Raw genomic sequence first — 17,634 nt, forward strand, 5'->3', positions numbered from 1 at the left:
CGTGACCGCTCTCATCGAACCGCCCACGACCGTCGCGGCCGACCGCCCGGCCGAGCCGCCACGCGGGGGCCGCAAGGCACCTCGCACGACGAGTCTCGGCGGAATCGCCATCCAGATGCCGTTCTGGGTTCTGACCGCGGCGCTGGCCGTGATCTTCCTCTACCCGCTGGTGTGGACCGCGATCTCGTCGGTCGCGCCGCTCGCTGGCACGAACCAGACCGACGGCTGGGGGCTCGGCAACTACATCACGCTGGCGAACTACCAGGACGGCATTCTGCAGTACATCGGCAACTCGGTGTTCGTGTCGCTGCTGACCGTGGTGCTCACTCTCGTGATCTCGCTGCTCGGGGGGTACGCGTTCGCCAGGTTCAACTTCCGCGGCAAGAACGCGCTGTTCCTCGCGACGATCGCGATCCTGATGGTGCCCTACGCCACACTGCTGATCCCGCTGTACGTGCTGCTCAACATGGTCGGCCTGTCGAACTCCCTCGTGGGGGTGGCGCTGGTGCTGACGATGTTCCAGCTGCCGTTCTCGACCTTCATGATGCGCATCGCGTTCGAGTCGATCCCGAGAGAGCTCGACGAGGCCGCCATGGTCGACGGCTGCAACTCGTGGACGGTGCTGTGGAAGGTGCTCGTGCCGGCCGTGAAGCCCGGGCTCATCACGGTGGGGCTGTTCGCTTTCCTCGCGGCGTGGAACGACTTCATGGCTCCGCTCATCCTGATCAACGACTCGACGAAGATGACTCTTCCGCTCGCGGTCTCGAACCTGCGCGGGCAGGTGCAGGGCGTCGTCGACTACGGCGCGACCGAGGCCGGCGTCGTCGTTCTCGCACTCCCGTGCATACTTCTCTTCCTCATTCTTCAACGTCACTACGTGCGCGGCTTCATGTCCGGCGCTTTCAAGGGGTAACCATGTCACTCATCACACGAACCGTCGCAGCTCCGGTGGTTCCCACCTCCGGTGCGCTCCGACCCCTGGGCCTCGATGAGGTTCGCATCACCGGCGGCTTCTGGCACGACCGCCAGCAGGTCAACGGAGAAGCCACCCTCCCGCACATCGAGCACTGGCTCGAGAAGGAGGGCTGGCTCGCCAACTTCGACCGGGTGGCCGCGGGCCTCACCGCGTCGGAGGGCCGGCGGGGACGCGAGTTCTCCGACTCCGAGATCTACAAGTACCTCGAGGCCGTCGCCTGGGAGATCGGGCGCCTCGGTTCCTCCGGCTCCAGCGGCGACCCCGCCCGGCGCGACGCTCTCGAGGCGCGCTTACGCGCCGTGGTCGAGCGGGTCGCCGCGGCGCAGGATGCGGACGGCTACCTGAACACCCGGTTCGGCCATGCCGGTCAGGAGTCCCGCTGGTCGCAGCTCGAGTGGGGCCACGAGCTCTACTGCCTCGGCCACCTCTTCCAGGCCGCCGTCGCCCGGGAGCGCACGGCGCCCGGCGCCGACGACGGGCTGCTGTCGATCGCTCGACGCGCCGCCGATCTGATCGTCGAGGCCTTCGGCGAGCACGGCATCCAGTCGGTCTGCGGCCACCCCGAGGTCGAGGTGGGCCTCGCCGAACTCGGCCGGGTCACGGGGGAGCAGTCGTATCTCGACCTCGCGGACCTGTTCGTGGAGCGACGCGGGCATCAGACATTGAAGGACATCGAGTACGGGCGGGCCTACTTCCAGGACGACGTTCCCGTGCGCGACGCGACGGTGCTGCGCGGGCACGCCGTTCGGGCGAACTACCTCGCCGCCGGAGCGCTCGACATCGCCGTGGAGAAGTCCGATTCCGGCATGATCGACGCGCTGAAGGCGCAGTGGCAGCGCACCATTGACCGCCGCACCTACGTGACGGGCGGGCAGGGATCGCACCACCAGGACGAGGCGTTCGGCGAGGACTGGGAGCTGCCCAGCGACCGCGCCTACTCAGAGACCTGCGCCGGCATCGCATCGATCATGTTCAGCTGGCGGCTGCTGCTCGAAGAGAACGATGTGCGCTACGCCGACCTGATCGAGCGCACCCTGTTCAACGTCGTGGCCACGTCGCCGTCGGCCGAGGGAACGGCGTTCTTCTACGCCAACACGCTGCACCAGCGCACGCCCGGTGAGGCGGGTTCGCCCGACGAGATCTCGCCGCGCGCGTCGTCGTCGGTGCGCGCGCCCTGGTTCGAGGTGTCGTGCTGCCCGCCCAACGTGGCGCGCACCTTCGCGAGTCTCGCCGCCTATGTGGCGACCGTCGACGACACGGGGCTGCAGCTGCACCAGTACGCCCCCGCCATGATCGACACGCAGCTGGGCGGCGGCGACGGGCGCGTCGGCGGCCGGCTATCGGTGCAGGTCGAGACCGACTACCCGCGCTCGGGCCGCATCGTGGTGCGCATCATCGAGGCGCCCTCCGATGAGGTGTCGCTGTCACTGCGGGTTCCCTCCTGGGCGACGGGTGCGACGCTGGCCGTCGGCAGTGGCTCGACGGAGGCCGTGTCGCCGGGCGCTGTGTCGCCGGGATATGTCACGGTGACGCGCGTGTTCTCCGCGGGCGACGAGCTCGAGCTCGAGCTGCCCATGCGGCCGCGCTTCACCCGGCCCGACTCGCGCATCGACGCGATCCGCGGCTCGGTGGCTGTCGAGCGCGGCCCTGAGGTGTTCTCGCTCGAGTCGGCGGGGCTGGCCGGCGTCGGCAGCGGCGAGGAGGAGTTCAGCCGCATCGAGATCGACGACACGGTCGATCCGGTCGATTCGGTCGATTCGGCCAATTCAGCTGACCCGGTGGGCCCGGATGTCGGTGCCCGGCTGACCGTGACCCTGCGGGTCGCGCCCGAGGCCACGTCGGAGTGGCCGTACGGTTCGGAACTGAACGCGGCCGCCCACGCCTCATCCGCGTCCGATGCCGAGGCGTTCACGGCGGAGCTGCTGCCGTACCACGCGTGGGGAAACCGCGGCCCGTCGACGATGCGCATCTGGATCCCGACGCAGCGCCGCTGACGGCAGCAGCCCCGCCGGGGCCCGCCTAGCGCTCACCGAACTGACCCGAAGTGCTCTCTTTCTGAGAATCGAGAGCACTTCGGGTCAGTTCGCGTTCGCCCCAGAGCACTTCGCGTCAGTTCGCGGTCGTCGACCGAGGTCAGCTCCGCTTGCGTCTCGGCGGGAGGCGGGCTAGTGTTCCTGTAAACGTTCTTGTAAACGATTACATAAGGATCCCCGTGACGAAGAAGTCCACACTCGTGCTGGTTGCCGAGCGCGCCGGTGTGTCGATCGCCTCGGTCTCGCGGGTGCTCAACGGGCTTCCTGCATCGGATGGCGTGACCGAGCGAGTGCGCGAGGCCGCCACCGCCCTGGGCTACGTTCCCTCGGCCACCGCCCGCTCGCTCAAGGTCGGCAAGACCATGCAGATCGCGCTCGCGGTCGCCGACGTCGGAAACCCCGTCTACGTCGCGATGATGCACGAGGTCTCCCGTGTCGTGACCGAGGCCGGCTACCGCCTCGTGCTCTCGTCGACCGGAAGCGACCCCAGCGACCAGATCGACTTCCTCGCCGGCCTCAACCGCGGCTTTGCCGACGGCCTCATCATGAGCCCGCTGCGCGTGACCGATGAGCTCGTCGCCGCGCTGCAGGAGACGCGTGTGCCCGTCGTGATCATCGGATCGCTGCCCGCGGGCGTCGAGTTCGACAACGTGCGTGCCGATTCGGCCAAGGGCATCGGCCTCGCGGTGAAGCACCTCGTGAAGGCGGGGCGCGAGCGCATCGCCTTCATCAACGGACCCGTCGACACCGTACCGGGCGCAGCCCGACTCGCCGGGTACGTGCGGGCCATGACCAAGCACGGCATGCCGCTCGTCGCCGACATGCAGGCGAGCGCAGATGACTTCACCTACCGCGCCGGCCTCGTCGCCGCCCGCGAGCTCTTCTCCCAGTCGACCCCCGACGCGGTGGTGTGCGCGAACGATCTGCTCGCGGTCGCGGCCATGAAGGAGCTCAGCACCCGCGGCATCCGGGTGCCCGAGCAGGTGGCCGTGATCGGCATGGACGACACCGACATCGCCGAGCTCGCCAACCCCTCGATCACGAGCGTCGACCTCGGCTCGGTCAAGCGCGCGCGGGCCGCAGCGAAGCTGCTCATCCGGCGCCTTGAAACACCGGATGCGCCGGTCGAGCAGGTCGTGATCAAGCCGTCGCTGACGGTTCGCGAGTCCACACCTGCTGCACAGAACCCCACCCCCTGACCCGACCCACCTCCCCACAATCGAAGAGGATGCACGATGACGAGCACACTCGACAGTCGCCCGCGCGCGGGCGCGCCGAACCCCACGGCACCGCCGAAGAAGCGTCGACGCTCGCGCGTCGGCGGCGGCGGAGGCCGTGACGCCTGGCTTCTCGTACTGCCGGCCCTGATCCCCGTTCTGCTGTTCAGCGTCTACCCGCTCGCACAGGGCCTGCTTCTGGGCTTCACCGACTCGAAGGCCGGGCTGAACGCCACGGTCAGCTTCAACGGCGTCGACAACTACACGCAGCTCATGGGCAACGAGCTCTTCTGGAACTCGTTCCGCATCGGCCTCATCTGGGCGTTCGGCGTCACGATCCTGCAGTTCTTCGCCTCGCTCGGGCTCGCGCTGCTGCTGAACCTCGACCTCAAGATCCGCTGGATCGCGCGCACCCTGGCCCTGGTGCCGTGGGCCATGCCGCCGGTGATCATCGCCATCATGTGGCGACTGATGCTCAACCCCACTTACGGTCCGATCAACGAGGGCATGCGGGCCATCGGCCTGCCGGGCGACATCAACTGGCTCGGCGACTTCTCGACCGCGCTGCCCGCCGTGATCGTCGTGGGCGTCTGGGCCGGAATGCCGCAGACGACCATCACGCTGCTGGCCGGGCTGCAGAACGTGCCCACCGACCTGCACGAGGCCGCATCCATCGACGGGGCCGGCGCGTTCAAGCGCTTCTGGCACGTCACCCTGCCGGCGCTGCGACCCATCATCGTGGCGATCACCACGCTCGACCTCATCTGGAACTTCAACAGCTTCGCCCTGGTCTACGTGCTCACGGCCGGTGGGCCGGGCGGCCAGACGATGCTGCCGATGCTCTTCGCCTACAACGAGGCGTTCCGCTACGGCAACTTCGGCTACGCCGCCGCCATGGGAAATGTGATGGTCGTCGTGATCGGCATCTTCCTCTTCTTCTATCTGCGCAGCCAGGCGAGGAGCCGCAACTCATGACCGCCACCATCGACCGCCCGCAGTCCGACAACCCAAAACGGCCCGACCGCCCTGCGCCCACGCCCCGTCGGCTCTCGTCGGCGAAGCGCACCCGCCGGGTCACGCGTCCGCTGCAGTACCTGGCGCTCGCGGGCTACATCGTGTTCCTCGGATTCCCGCTGCTGTTCCTGCTCATCACGGCATTCAAAACGCCGCAGGAGCTGCAGTCGGCGGCCCCGTCGTTCCTGCCGCAGTCGCTCAACTTCGACAACTTCACGGAGGCCACCGAGAAGGCCAACCTGATTCCGGCGGCGCTGAACAGCCTCATCGTGTCGGTCGCGACGACCCTCATCGTGACCGTGATCTCGCTGCCGGCGGCCTACGCCCTCGCCCGGTTCAAGACCAAGCTGCGCACGGTGGCGACGGGCTGGATCCTGCTCAGCCAGGTGTTCCCGTTCATCCTCATCATCATTCCGCTGTTCCTGGTGCTCAAGCAGATCGGGCTCATCAACAGCCTGGTCGGCCTGATCCTCGTGTACACGGTGTGGTCGCTGCCGTTCGCCCTGTGGATGCTGCAGGGGTACGTCGCCGGGATCCCCGTCGAACTCGAGGAGGCCGGGGCGATGGACGGCGGGTCGAGGCTGCTCGTGCTGCGCAAGATCATCCTTCCGCTGCTCGCCCCCGGCCTCGTCGCCACGAGCCTGTTTACCTTCATCTCGGCCTGGAACGAGTTCTTCTTCGCTCTTGTGCTCATCCAGGACCCAGCGCTGCAGACGCTGCCGCTCACCCTCGCGCGCTTCGTCGGCGCCGAGGGGCAGGTGCAGCTCGGCCAGCTCGCGGCGGCGTCGCTGCTCGCCACGATCCCCAGCCTCGTGTTCTTCGCGCTCATCCAGAAGCGGCTCACCTCGGGCCTGCTCAGCGGCGCGGTCAAGGGCTGACCCCGCCTCACCCCCCCCACCATCCGACCCAACACAGTGCAGTGCCCTCACCAGAAAACAAAGGAGTTTCACCCATGAGAAGAAAGATTTCGGTCGCCGTCGGCGCCGTCGCCATCGTCGGCATGATGTCGGGATGCGCGTTCGGCGGAGGCGGAACGACAGACAGCTCGTCGAACGACGGCCCCGTCGAGATCACCTTCCAGAGCCTCGCCTACCAGGACTCCACGGTGGCGGCCACGAAGGAGATCGTCGACAGCTGGAACGCCGACAACCCCGACATCCAGGTGAAGCTCACCCAGGGAAGCTGGGACAACGTGCACGACCAGCTCGTCACCCAGTTCCAGGGCGGCACGGCCCCGGATGTCATCCAGGACGAGTCGAGCGACATCCTCGGCTTCGCGAACCAGGGCTACCTCGCCGACCTCAGCGACCAGCTGAGCGACGACGTGAAGTCGAGCGTCTCCGACGACGTGTGGAAGACGGTGTCGACCGCCGACGGCAAGATCGTCGCCGCTCCCACCCTGCTGCAGACCTACGTGGTCTACGCCAACACCGACGCGTTCGCCGCGGCCGGCGTCGAGGTTCCCACAGGCGACGAACTCACCTGGGACCAGCTGCAGGACATCTCGAAGAAGCTCACCGCCGACGGCAAGTTCGGTGTCGGCTGGGGCCTCAAGCAGCCGACCGCCGCGATCATGAACACGGCCCTCGGATTCGACGGCACCTTCTTCGACGTCGAAGACGACGGCACCGCCAAGATCGACATCGGCGACGACGAGTTGGCCGTTCCGAAGTATGTGCACGACATGGCCTACGAAGACGCGTCGCTCGACCCGATCACGCTCACCCAGAGCGGGTCGGATGTCCTCCCCGGCTTCCTCGGTGGAACGTACGCCATGTACGTGGGCGGCAACTTCCTGGCGCAGCAGATCAGCGAGTCCGCGCCCGAGGGCTTCAACTGGAAGGTCCTGCCCCCGCTCGCCGGCTCCGCCGGCCCGGTGCAGGCCGCGAACCCGCAGACCCTCTCCGTGGCAGCCGAGAGCAAGAACGTCGAGGCCTCGGCCAAGTTCATCGACTACTTCATGAGCGCCGACAACCTCGCCTCGGTCGCCGAGGGCGACTGGCTGATCCCGTCGACGGATGCCGCGCGCACCGCCGTGGAGACGAACACGAACGGCGAGAACGGCTGGAAGGAGCTGCTCGCGACCGGTGAAGACCTCACGGGTGCGCCGTTCCAGAAGGCCACGAACTACCCGCAGTGGAAGGACCAGTATGCGACCCCGCTGCTGCAGCAGTACTTCGCGAACTCGATCACCCTCGACGAGCTGAAGCAGAAGCTCACCGAGGGCTGGTCGTCGATCGGCTGACCTTCCAGCACGCCGGAGCGCGGGGCGGAACCCCGCCCCGCGCCCCGGCCCCCGCACCAGAACACACCCCATGACACACGACACTCAGCCGGCCACGACCGTCGGAACACAAGGAGACTTCAGGATGGATCTGCTCGAAGACAAGGCGACAGGGGCCCTCGCGGGCGCCGCCGTGGGCGACGCCCTGGGAGGAGCCGCGGAGGGCAACACGCCCGAGGCCATCCAGGAGCGCTACGACGGGTTCATCACCGGCGTCGTCCCGCCGTTCCTGGCCGACTGGCGCAACGCCCGGCCCATCGCGCCGTACCACAAGGGCGATGGCCACATCACCGACGACACCCTCATGACCAACGCGCTCGTCGACGTCTACGACGAGGTGCGCGACCACCTCGACGCCTATGCGATCGCCGAGAAGTTCGTTCCGCGCCTCATCGGTGAACGCCAGTGGATCCCCGAACTCGAGACCGACGCGATCCTGCTGCAGCGCATCTTCCTCGCCGAGAAGTGGCTCGTCGCGCGCATCCACTACGGTCACATCGACCCCCGCGAGGCGGGCGTCGGCAACATCGTGAACTGCGGCGCCACCATGTACGCGGCCCCCATCGGAATCATCAACGCGGGCTCGCCCGACACCGCCTACGCCGAGGCCATCGACGTGGCCGGCGCCCACCAGTCGAGCTACGGCCGCGAGGCGGCCGGCGTCTACGCTGCCGCCGTCGCCGAGGCGATGCGCGTCGGCGCGACCGTCTCGAGCGTTCTGGATGTCGCCCTGCGGCTCGCGAAGGACGGCACGCGCGACGCGATCGAATCGGTCGTCGAGGCCGCATCCACCCGCAGCGACTGGCGCGACTCGCTCGCCCACCTCCGCTCGGCCGTCGAGCCGTTCGACACCGTCGGCCCGAACTACCGGGCGCCCGCCCGCGACGCCCGCATCCCGAGCCGCACGAAGTCGATCGAGGAGCTGCCCATCGCCCTCGGCATGCTCGTGGTCGGCGGGGGAGACTACAGCGAGGCCGTTCTGGGCTCGATCAACTACGGTCGCGACTCCGACTCGATCGCCGTGATGGCCGGGTCGATCGCGGGCGCGCTGCACGGGCTCGAGGCGGTTCCGGCCGAGTGGGTCGACGCCGTCACGCAGGGCAGCCGCATCGACATCACCGCCACCGGCCCGCGCATCGCGGCCGTCGCGCGCGAGGTGTTCGAGAAGGACTGCGCCCGCGCCGAGGCCCGCGCGGCCTCGATGTCGGCAATCACGCGAGCACTCTGATGCTGCGACTGAGCTGGACCCAGCCCGAAGACCTGGTGCCGCACGCGCTGGCCGCCGCTCGCCTCGACGGGGTCGACGTGTCGACGCTCGAGGCGGAGTGGGTGGCGGCGGGCGGTTCGCCGACCGCCGCCGTCAGCGGTGCGTCGCCGCAGCCCGCGCCTCCCGAGCTGCGCGAACTCGCGCGTGCCCTGCTCGCGCGCATCGACGAGCTGCCTCTACCCGCCGCGCTCGTCGCGGCCGAGCCCGACGCACTCGACGCCATCCTCGACCTCGCGCCGCAGCCGCCCGAGCTGCCGACGGTGTCGAGCGACTCGGGCGGGACCGGCTCGATGTCGACCGGCTCGTTCGGCGACCGGATGCTCGGGGCCTGGCTGGGCAGGGCCGCGGGCTGCCTGCTCGGCAAGCCCGTCGAGAAGATCTCGCGAGAGGGCATCCGCGCCATTGCGCAGTCGACCGGCAACTGGCCGGTCTCCTCGTACTTCACCGAGCGGGGACTCCACCCGGCCGTCGCGGCGCGATACCCGTGGAACCGGCGCAGCCGCCCCACGAGCCTCGTCGAGAACATCGTCGGCATGCCCGAAGACGACGACCTCAACTTTCCCCTGATCGCCCTCGAGCTGCTCGAGCGCGCAGGGGCCGACTTCACGACCGACGACGTGGCGCTCTCGTGGCTCGCGAACCTGCCCGGAGGCCGCGTGTTCACGGCCGAGCGCATCGTCTACCGCAACCTGCTCGAGGGGCACGAGCCCGATCTCGCGGCCACGGTGCAGAACCCGTTCCAGGAGTGGATCGGTGCGCAGATCCGTACCGATGTCTACGGCTGGGCGCGGCCCGGCGACCCCCACGCCGCGGCCGCGCTCTCTTATCGCGACGCGTGGCTCAGCCACCGGCGCAGCGGGCTCTACGGCGCGCTCTTCGTCGCGGCCGCCAGCTCCGCGGCGCTCGTCGCCTCGTCGGTGCACGAGGTGATCGCGGCCGGGCTCTCGGCGGTTCCCGAGGGCAGCCGCTACGCCGCGGCCGTCCTGCGCGGCGCCGAGCTGGGCGAATCCGAGCTCTCGGTCGACGAGGGCCTCGACGCGCTCGCCGCCGAGTTCGGTCACCTGCACTGGGTGCACGCGCTCAACAACAGCGCGCTGCTGGCGTTCGCGCTCGTGCGCTCCGACGGCGACTTCGCCACGGCGATCTCAATCGCCGTGATGGGTGGCTGGGACACCGACTCGGTGGGCGCCACCGCCGGCGCGATCGCGGGCGCGCTGACCGGCGCCGCCGCGCTGCCTGAGGCCTGGATCGAGCCTCTGCACAACCGACTCGCCACGTCGATCCCGGGCTTCGACGGCATCGGCTTCGACGAGCTCGCGGAGCGCACGGCCGCTCTCGCTCCGACTCCCACACCGACCCTTTCGCAGGCCGCCCGATGAGCGTCATCGTGGTCGGAAGCGCCAACCTCGACCTCGTCTACACGGTCGAGGCCATCCCCGCGCCCGGCGAGACCGTGCTTGCGACGGGCGGCGGCCGGCATCCGGGTGGCAAGGGCGCCAACCAGGCCGTCGCGGCCGCCCGCGCCGGTGCGGCGACCACCTTCGTCGCGCTGCTCGGCGACGACGACGCGGGCGCGCTGCTGCGCTACAGCCTGCGCGGCGCCGGGGTCGTGGATGCTACGCGCGTCACCGCGGGCGAGACCGGCACCGCGCTCATCACCGTCGACGCGCACGCCGAGAACACCATCGTGGTGAACCAGGGAGCGAACGCGCTGTTCACCTCGCTCGCCGACGACCAGGCGCAGCTCATCCGAGACGCAGACGTGCTCGTGCTGCAGCTCGAGATCCCGATCGAGACCGTGCGCGTGGCGGCCGCCATCGCCCGCGCCGCGGGCACGCGCGTGCTGCTGAACGCGGCGCCGGTGCGGCCCCTTCCCTCCGAGCTGCTCGCGCTCGTCGACGTACTGGTCGTGAACGAGACCGAGGCGGCTCAGCTGGCCGGCGACGACGCGCGCGACCTGTTCTCGCGGGCCCGGGCGCTCACCCGCGACGTGCCGAGTGTCCTCATCACCCTCGGCTCGGCCGGTTCCGTGCTGCTGCATCGCGGCGACGCCGAGCTCACGCGGGTCGAGGCCCACGAGGTCGAGGCCGTCGACACCACCGGGGCCGGCGACACGTTCTGCGGCGCCTTTGCCGCCGCGCTCGACGAGGGGCTCGACCTGCCCTCGGCCGTGCGTTTCGCGACCGCGGCCTCCGCCCTCTCGGTGCAGCGCGTGGGCGCCGTGCCCTCCATTCCCGATCGCAAGGAGATCGACGCTCTTGTCTCATCGCTCTGACGTTCTGCCCGTCGCCGACCTCGTCCACGACCCCGACGAGGCCAACACCAACGAGTTCGACCCGCTGGTGCCGCGCCCGATCGACCGCGCGACCGAGCTGCCGCTGACCGGTGTGCTCGATGAGGCAGTGGGCGACATCGCCAAGATCTTCGCGGCTCCCGCGGACCCGGCCGACTGGCCCGCCTGGCGTGAGGCGCTCGCGGCCTGGCGCGCTGACGCCCGCCGCCGCATCGACTACTCGGGCGCGGCCTACGACGACGTCACCTCGCGCTGGACCCAGCACTGCGCATCCGTCGCCCTCGTGTGGCTCTGGGACGAGCGGCTCTTCGACGCCGAGGCGCAGCGCTTCGACGTGCAGCGTTTCGTCGATGCGACGGCCGACTTCGGCGGCTTCGACGGCGTGGTGCTCTGGCACGCCTACCCGGTGATCGGCATCGACGACCGCAACCAGTTCGACTACTACCGCGACGTGCCCGGCCTGGGCGAGCTCATCGCCGAGTTCCAGCGGCGAGGCATGCGCGTGTTCATCGACTACAACCCGTGGGACACGGGAACGCGCCGGGCCGACCACGACGACGCGGCGGAGCTCGCCCTGATCGTCGACGAGCTGGGGGTCGACGGCGTCTTCCTCGACACGATGAAGGAGGGCGACCGCGCCCTCGTCAGGGCTCTGCGCGAATCGTCGCTGCCGCGCGCCCTCGAGGGCGAGTCGCGCGTGCCCAACGTGCGCATCGAAGACCACCAGCTGAGCTGGGCGCAGTGGTTCGACGACAGCGAGGCGCCCGGCGTGATGCGCGCCCACTGGTTCGAGCGTCGGCACATGATGCACTCGACCCGCCGCTGGAATCGCGACCACAGCTCCGAGCTGCAGTCGGCCTTCATGAACGGCACAGGCATGCTCGTCTGGGACACGGTCTTCGGCGTCTGGGTGGGCTGGAACGCGCGCGATCGGTCGACGCTGCGGCGCATGCTGCGGGTGCAGCGCGCGCTCGGCGACGTTTTCGTGGGCGGCGACTGGGTGCCGCTCGACGGAGCGTCCGGGCACGCCCTCGACCACGGCGTCTATGCCTCCCGCTGGTCGACCGACGAGCTCGATGTGTACACGCTCGTCAATCGCTCGGTCGCGGACTACACCGGCCCCGCCCTGTCGGCCGAGCACGGCTCGGGCGTGCTGTGGGATGCGACGGCCGGGCGCATCGTCGGCCCCGAGGGCGTCGTCGTTCCGGCGCGTGGCGTCACCGCGATCGTGCGCGAGAAGGCGCGCGGCCTCACCACGGCTCCGGATACGACGGCTCCGGATGCGACACCGCAGGATGCGACAACGACTGCAGTGACGGAGCCGAACTCCGATCTCCTGCGCGGGCTGCTCGCCGAGGCCGCGGCGGATGCGCCCAGCGCCGATTCGAGCTTCCCCGCGCGAGAGGCCGTGCGCCGGATTCCGGCGGCGGCGCTCCTCGCAGCCGCACCCGCCGACTCGGTCGTGATCGACGCTGCGACGCACGAGCTCGTCGTGCGCTTCCGCCGCCGAGAGACGGGACTCTACGGCGAGGCTCCCTACGTCGAGGAGTGGAAGCCGCTGCCCCCGCGGCTGCACGACGACCGCAGCCTCGAGGTCACGGTCGAGACCGGCCGCGTCGCCGTGGCCCGCCGCGAGGTCACCCGCGCCGAGTTCGATCGCTTCGTGGTCGACACGGGCTACGCGCCCGCGAGTGACAACCGCTTCCTGCTCGCCGCTCAGGCCGATGGCGACGCGGTGACCTGCGTCGACCTCGACGACGCGCGAGCCTACGCCGCGTGGGCCGGGGCCCGCCTGCCCACCGAATTCGAGTGGCAGCTGGCGGCATCCGATGGTGCCTTCGAGCGGGCCGAGCCGTGGGTCTGGAACTGGACCGAGAGCGAGCACAGCGACGGCGTCACCCGCTTCGCGCAGCTGAAGGGCGGGGCCGACTACGAGGCGCAGGGCTCCGACTGGTACGTCGATGGAGGCCGCCGCGAGCCCGAGTTCTGCCTCAAGTACCTGCTCACCGGGCTGGGGATCTCGAGGTCGCCGAACATCGGCTTCCGCCTCGCGTGGGATCTGGAGGACGAATCATGAGCGCCGCGCCTCTCGACGGAGTGAGGGTGCTCGACGTCTCGACGCTCTTCGCGGGTCCGCTCGCCGCCACGTTCCTCGGCGACTTCGGGGCCGACGTGATCAAGGTCGAGCACCCGCTGAAGCCCGACGCCTCGCGCGGGCACGGACCGGCCAAAGACGGCGTGAACCTCTGGTGGAAGACGCTCGGCCGCAACAAGCGCACGGTCACGCTCAACCTCGGTCAGGCCGACGGGGCCGCCGTGCTGCTCGAGCTCGTGCGCACGGCCGACGTGCTGATCGAGAACTTCAGGCCCGGCACGCTCGAGCGCTGGGGCCTGGGTCCGGATGCGCTTCTCGCCGCCAACCCGGCACTGGTCATAGCGCGGGTCACCGCTTTCGGACAGTTCGGGCCCTACTCCGCGCGGCCCGGCTTCGGCAGCCTCGCCGAGGCGATGAGTGGATTCGCGGCGCTCACGGGCGAGCCCGACGGCCCGCCCACCCTGCCGCCCTTCGGCCTCGCCGACGGCATCGCCGCGCTCGCCACGAGCTACGCCGTGATGGTCGCACTGCGCTCCGCCGAGGCGACCGGCCGCGGCCAGGTGGTCGACATGGCCATCATCGAGCCCATCCTGATGCTGCTCGGCGGCCAGATCACGGCCTTTGACCAGCTCGGAACCGTGCAGGCTCGCACCGGCAACCGCAGCGTGAACAACGCGCCACGCAACGTGTACCGCACGGCCGACGACGAGTGGGTCGCCATCTCGACCAGCTCGCAGTCCATCGCCGAGCGTGTGATGACCCTCGTCGGCCGACCCGAACTCGTCGACGAGCCGTGGTTCTCGAGCGGGCACAGCAGGGCGCAGCACGCCGACGAGCTCGACGAGGCCGTCGCATCCTGGGTCGCCGCGCGCCCCACCGCGGTGGTGCTCGAGGAGTTCGAGAGGGCGCAGGCCGCCGTCGCGCCCGTCTACGACGTGCGGGGAATCCTCGCCGATCCGCAGTACGCCGCGCTCGGCACCGTTCAGACCGTCGACGACGACGAGCTGGGACCGGTCAAGATGCAGAACGTGCTGTTCCGGCTCTCCGAGACGCCCGGGTCGATCCGGTTCAGCGGCCGACCGCACGGTCACGACACCGACGAGGTGCTCGACGAGATCGGCATCACGGCCCAGCAGCGGGCGGCGCTGCGCGAACGGGGGATCCTGTGAGCGCCCGCCCATCCGGTGCCCGACCGTTCGCCGCCCGGCCCATCGTCGCGGCGCTGTACGTTCCCGGAGACAGGCCCGACCGCTTCGAGACGGCGGCCGCGAGCGGCGCGAACATGGTGATCCTCGATCTGGAGGACGCGGTCGCGCCCGAGCGCAAGGACGCCGCCCGTCAGGCCGTGCTCGACTGGCTCGCCGCGTTCCGGTTGAGCGACGAACGGCATCCGGCGCTCGCCGTGGTGCAGGTGCGCATCAACAGCGGAGAACGCGGCGACGACGATGCGCGCGCGCTGGCGTCATCGCCCGCCGCGATCGAGCTGCGCGTGCCCAAGGTCGAGACGCCCGGGCAGCTCGACGTGCTCGCGGGCCTCGCCTCCGGGCTGCCGGTGACCGCCCTCGTCGAGTCGGCGCTGGGCGTCGAGAACGCCTACGCGATCGCCGCGCATCCGGCCGTGACGAGGCTCGCGCTCGGCGAATCCGACCTTGCGAGCGAGCTCGGCACGCGGTCGCCCGCCGTGCTCGACTACGCCCGCATCCGCCTGCTGTACGCGGCCCGGTCGGCCGGGCTCGAGGCGCCGATGATGTCGGCGTTCCCCGACATCCGCAATCTGGATGCGCTGCGCGCCGACACCCTGCGCGGCCGCGAGTCGGGCTGGTTCGGCCGCTCCGCCATCCACCCCAGCCAGCTGCCCGTCATCCACGAGGCCTTCGCCCCGACCGACGCCGAGCTCGGCTGGGCCCGCGAGGTGCTCACGGTCGGCGAGGCAGGGGGAGTCGCGACCCTCGCGAGCGGCGAGATGGTCGATGCGGCCATGCTCGGCCGGGCGCGGTCGATCCTCCGAGCGGCGGAGCCCTTCGCCTGACCCGAACTATCAAGCACCATCCAGCACCATCCAGAGAGGCAACACAATGATGTGGACGTCGAAGACCGCGGCTCTCGCCGCGCTCGCACTCGCAGGGGCGGGCATCCTCGCCCTGCCCGCCGCACCGGCACAGGCCGCCGGCAGCACGTTCGAGGCGGGCTCGTTCGAGAGCTCGGCCATCGGCGGGCCCGTCGACTACACGGTCTATCTGCCCGACGGGTACGACGCGTCGGGAGCGACGCGCTATCCGACCCTCTATCTGCTGCACGGTCGCGGCGACACGCAGGCCGCGTGGCAGCAGGTCGGCCCCGACCTCGACGAGCTGATCGCCGCCGGCAGCATCCCGCCGATGGTGGTGGTGATGCCGGATGCTCCGTGGAACGAGCGAGGCAACTACTACGTCGACTCGCAGTACACCGGCGGGGCGACGCCCGGCGTCGCCGTCGAGACGGCGTTCACGACGGAGCTCATTCCGACGATCGATGCGAAGTACGCCACGATCGACGACCGCGCATCCCGCGTCGTGGGCGGCTATTCGATGGGCGGCGCGGGTGCGCTGCGCTACGCCACCGCGCACCAGGATCTCTTCGCGAACGCGCTCATCCTGAGCCCCGCGGTCTACGTGCCGACTCCGCCGGTCGATTCGTCGGCGCGCGAGTTCGGCGCCTACGGCGCGGGCGACCAGGTCTTCGACGAGCAGCGCTACCTCTCGCTCAACTACCCCGCGACGTTCGCCGCGTTCGACCCCGCGTCACCGCTGCACCTCTTCATCGCGGTCGGCGACGACGAGTACGTGAACCCCGACCCGGCCGATGTGAACCACGACATCGACTACGAGTCGGCGACGCTGTACAACGCGGCCAAGCGCGTGCCCGGAATCACCGCGGAGTTCCGCGTCTACAACGGCGGGCACGACTGGGGTGTGTGGCGCGAGGGGTTCCGCGAGGGCATCCAGGACATCGCGGGCTACCTGCAGACCACGCCCCGTGCGCCGTTCGAGGGAACGCAGCTCGGCACCGCGGGCGACGACCGCGCCGGGGGAGTGCTTGCGCTGAGCGACGGCGGAGTTCAGGCCGTGAACGCGGCGGGAGCGCTCGGCGGCGTCGGCGGGGCCGGCGGCCTCGACATCGTGCTGCAGCGCTTCGCTGCCGACGGTTCCGAAGTGTGGTCGAGCGCCATCGCCTCCGCGCTCGACGATCGCGCCTACGGTGTGGTCGCCTCCGCCGACGACTCGGTGATCGTGGGCGGCTACTCGAAGCGCGACCACGCGGGCGCGGTGAACGACGACGTGCTGGTCGCCCGGGCCGGTGGCGATGGAACCGTGCTGTGGCAGACATCCATCGGTTCGGCCTCGGCCGCCGACCGCGCCTACGGGGTGGCGGCCGACGGAGCGGGCGGGGCCTACCTCGCGGGCTACACCTCGGGAGCCCTCGACGGCGAGTCGAGCGCGGGCGATAAAGATGCGATGGTCACACGGGTGGATGCCGATGGCCGGGTCGCGTGGTCGCACCAGTTCGGCAGCACGGGGGAGGACAAGGCCTTCGCCGCGGCCCTCGCGAGCGACGGCGGCGTCTACGTGGCCGGAACGGCCGGAGCCGCGATGCCCGGGGCGTCGAGTTCGGGCGGCTACGACGCGTGGATCGCGAAGTACTCGGCCGACGGAACGCGGGAGTGGCTGCAGCAATTCGGCACCGAGGCGGGCGATCAGGTCAGCGCGCTACTGGCGACTCCCGCGGGCGTGGTCGCGGCAGGCTTCACCGGGGGCTCGCTCTCGGGGGCCGCGACGGCGGGCGGCAACGACGCCTTCGTGCGTTCATTCGACAGCTCCGCGGCGGCGCTCTTCACGACGCAGCTCGGAACCTCCGACGACGACCGGGGGGCGGCCCTGGTCGCCGGCGCCGACGGCGCTGTCGTGCTCGTCGGCCACACGGCGGGGCGCTTCGCAGAGGGCGGCGCCGGCGGGGTCGACGTGTTCACCGCGACCCTCGACGCATCCGGTGCCGAGACCGCACGAAGCCAGTTCGGTACCCCTCAGCGCGACGGCGCCGACGAATACGACGAGGGCAACCTGTTCGCGTCGGCGCTCGGCGATGGCACCGCCGATGTTCAGGGGCTCACGTATGGGGCCGTCGACGGGGCACCCAATGCGGGGTCGGGCGACGTGTTCCTCACGACGATCGAGGTCGGGGTCGACGCGACGGTGCCGGGCGAGGGCGGCCAGCCCGGTGCCGGTGCGGGTGCGGGTGCCGGTCCGGGCTCGGCGCCTTCCGGGGGTTCGGGCGTGGCGGGCATGCTCGGCCTCACGGGCATGGATGCGACGGCGCGGCTCGCGCTCGCCGGCATGCTGCTGCTGCTCGGCGCGACGGCCGTGCTGGTGCGCCGCAGAGTTCGCGGGCAGGTGCAGCGCCACTGAGCGGGCTGCCCTT

Annotated in this window: 13 protein-coding genes; all 13 read left to right on the forward strand. The window is 70.3% G+C overall.

Features of this window, described 5'->3' with window-relative positions; translation table 11 throughout:
* Nucleotide 1 precedes the first annotated feature (1 nt).
* The 13 genes from ASF51_RS05230 (at nt 2) to ASF51_RS05290 (ending at nt 17,621) form a co-directional block, all read left to right on the forward strand.
* Nucleotides 2-913, forward strand: a complete 912-nt coding sequence (locus tag ASF51_RS05230) for a carbohydrate ABC transporter permease (RefSeq protein ID WP_082479560.1) — start codon at nt 2-4, stop codon at nt 911-913.
* Nucleotides 914-915: 2 nt separating this feature from the next.
* Nucleotides 916-2,970: a glycoside hydrolase family 127 protein gene (locus tag ASF51_RS05235; RefSeq protein WP_200926091.1), complete on the forward strand. Its 2,055-nt coding sequence runs from the start codon at nt 916-918 to the stop codon at nt 2,968-2,970.
* Nucleotides 2,971-3,188: 218 nt separating this feature from the next.
* Nucleotides 3,189-4,208 (forward strand): LacI family DNA-binding transcriptional regulator, encoded by a 1,020-nt coding sequence (locus tag ASF51_RS05240; protein WP_235497139.1) that lies wholly within the window; start codon nt 3,189-3,191, stop codon nt 4,206-4,208.
* Nucleotides 4,209-4,244: 36 nt separating this feature from the next.
* On the forward strand, nt 4,245-5,201 hold the full coding sequence (locus tag ASF51_RS05245; RefSeq protein ID WP_055926125.1) for a carbohydrate ABC transporter permease: 957 nt from the start codon (nt 4,245-4,247) through the stop codon (nt 5,199-5,201).
* A complete protein-coding gene (locus tag ASF51_RS05250) occupies nt 5,198-6,118 on the forward strand; it encodes a carbohydrate ABC transporter permease (protein ID WP_082479561.1) in 921 nt (306 codons plus the stop codon). The genes ASF51_RS05245 and ASF51_RS05250 overlap by 4 nt, the downstream gene beginning before the upstream one ends.
* Nucleotides 6,119-6,192: 74 nt before the next feature.
* Entirely contained in the window at nt 6,193-7,485 is a 1,293-nt protein-coding gene (locus ASF51_RS05255) for an ABC transporter substrate-binding protein (protein ID WP_055926128.1), read from the forward strand.
* Nucleotides 7,486-7,609: 124 nt separating this feature from the next.
* Nucleotides 7,610-8,752, forward strand: a complete 1,143-nt coding sequence (locus tag ASF51_RS05260; protein ID WP_055926131.1) for an ADP-ribosylglycohydrolase family protein — start codon at nt 7,610-7,612, stop codon at nt 8,750-8,752.
* Nucleotides 8,752-10,170, forward strand: coding sequence for an ADP-ribosylglycohydrolase family protein (locus ASF51_RS05265; RefSeq protein ID WP_055926135.1), 1,419 nt, complete (start codon nt 8,752-8,754; stop codon nt 10,168-10,170). The genes ASF51_RS05260 and ASF51_RS05265 overlap by 1 nt, the downstream gene beginning before the upstream one ends.
* The gene (locus ASF51_RS05270; protein ID WP_055926138.1) at nt 10,167-11,066 is read left to right on the forward strand and encodes a ribokinase; all 900 of its coding nucleotides are present in this window, start codon (nt 10,167-10,169) and stop codon (nt 11,064-11,066) included. The genes ASF51_RS05265 and ASF51_RS05270 overlap by 4 nt, the downstream gene beginning before the upstream one ends.
* A complete protein-coding gene (locus ASF51_RS05275; protein WP_235497140.1) occupies nt 11,050-13,161 on the forward strand; it encodes an SUMF1/EgtB/PvdO family nonheme iron enzyme in 2,112 nt (703 codons plus the stop codon). Before ASF51_RS05270 ends, ASF51_RS05275 begins: the two co-directional genes overlap by 17 nt.
* Complete coding sequence (locus ASF51_RS05280; protein ID WP_055926141.1) at nt 13,158-14,348, forward strand: CaiB/BaiF CoA-transferase family protein; 1,191 nt, start codon at nt 13,158-13,160, stop codon at nt 14,346-14,348. Before ASF51_RS05275 ends, ASF51_RS05280 begins: the two co-directional genes overlap by 4 nt.
* Entirely contained in the window at nt 14,345-15,208 is an 864-nt protein-coding gene (locus ASF51_RS05285) for a CoA ester lyase (protein ID WP_055926144.1), read from the forward strand. The genes ASF51_RS05280 and ASF51_RS05285 overlap by 4 nt, the downstream gene beginning before the upstream one ends.
* 46 nt (nt 15,209-15,254) lie before the next feature.
* Nucleotides 15,255-17,621 (forward strand): alpha/beta hydrolase-fold protein, encoded by a 2,367-nt coding sequence (locus ASF51_RS05290; RefSeq protein WP_055926147.1) that lies wholly within the window; start codon nt 15,255-15,257, stop codon nt 17,619-17,621.
* Nucleotides 17,622-17,634: the final 13 nt, after the last annotated feature.

The organism is Agreia sp. Leaf283, from assembly GCF_001422485.1.
Taxonomy (GTDB): Bacteria; Actinomycetota; Actinomycetes; order Actinomycetales; family Microbacteriaceae; genus Agreia.

Bases quoted from the DNA above. Each gene is read 5' to 3' on its own strand.
- ASF51_RS05270 (WP_055926138.1), top strand. From the start codon at position 10,167: ATGAGCGTCATCGTGGTCGGAAGCGCCAACCTCGACCTCGTCTACACG.
- ASF51_RS05280 (WP_055926141.1), top strand. From the start codon at position 13,158: ATGAGCGCCGCGCCTCTCGACGGAGTGAGGGTGCTCGACGTCTCGACG.
- ASF51_RS05260 (WP_055926131.1), top strand. From the start codon at position 7,610: ATGGATCTGCTCGAAGACAAGGCGACAGGGGCCCTCGCGGGCGCCGCC.
- ASF51_RS05265 (WP_055926135.1), top strand. From the start codon at position 8,752: ATGCTGCGACTGAGCTGGACCCAGCCCGAAGACCTGGTGCCGCACGCG.
- ASF51_RS05250 (WP_082479561.1), top strand. From the start codon at position 5,198: ATGACCGCCACCATCGACCGCCCGCAGTCCGACAACCCAAAACGGCCC.
- ASF51_RS05235 (WP_200926091.1), top strand. From the start codon at position 916: ATGTCACTCATCACACGAACCGTCGCAGCTCCGGTGGTTCCCACCTCC.
- ASF51_RS05245 (WP_055926125.1), top strand. From the start codon at position 4,245: ATGACGAGCACACTCGACAGTCGCCCGCGCGCGGGCGCGCCGAACCCC.
- ASF51_RS05255 (WP_055926128.1), top strand. From the start codon at position 6,193: ATGAGAAGAAAGATTTCGGTCGCCGTCGGCGCCGTCGCCATCGTCGGC.
- ASF51_RS05290 (WP_055926147.1), top strand. From the start codon at position 15,255: ATGATGTGGACGTCGAAGACCGCGGCTCTCGCCGCGCTCGCACTCGCA.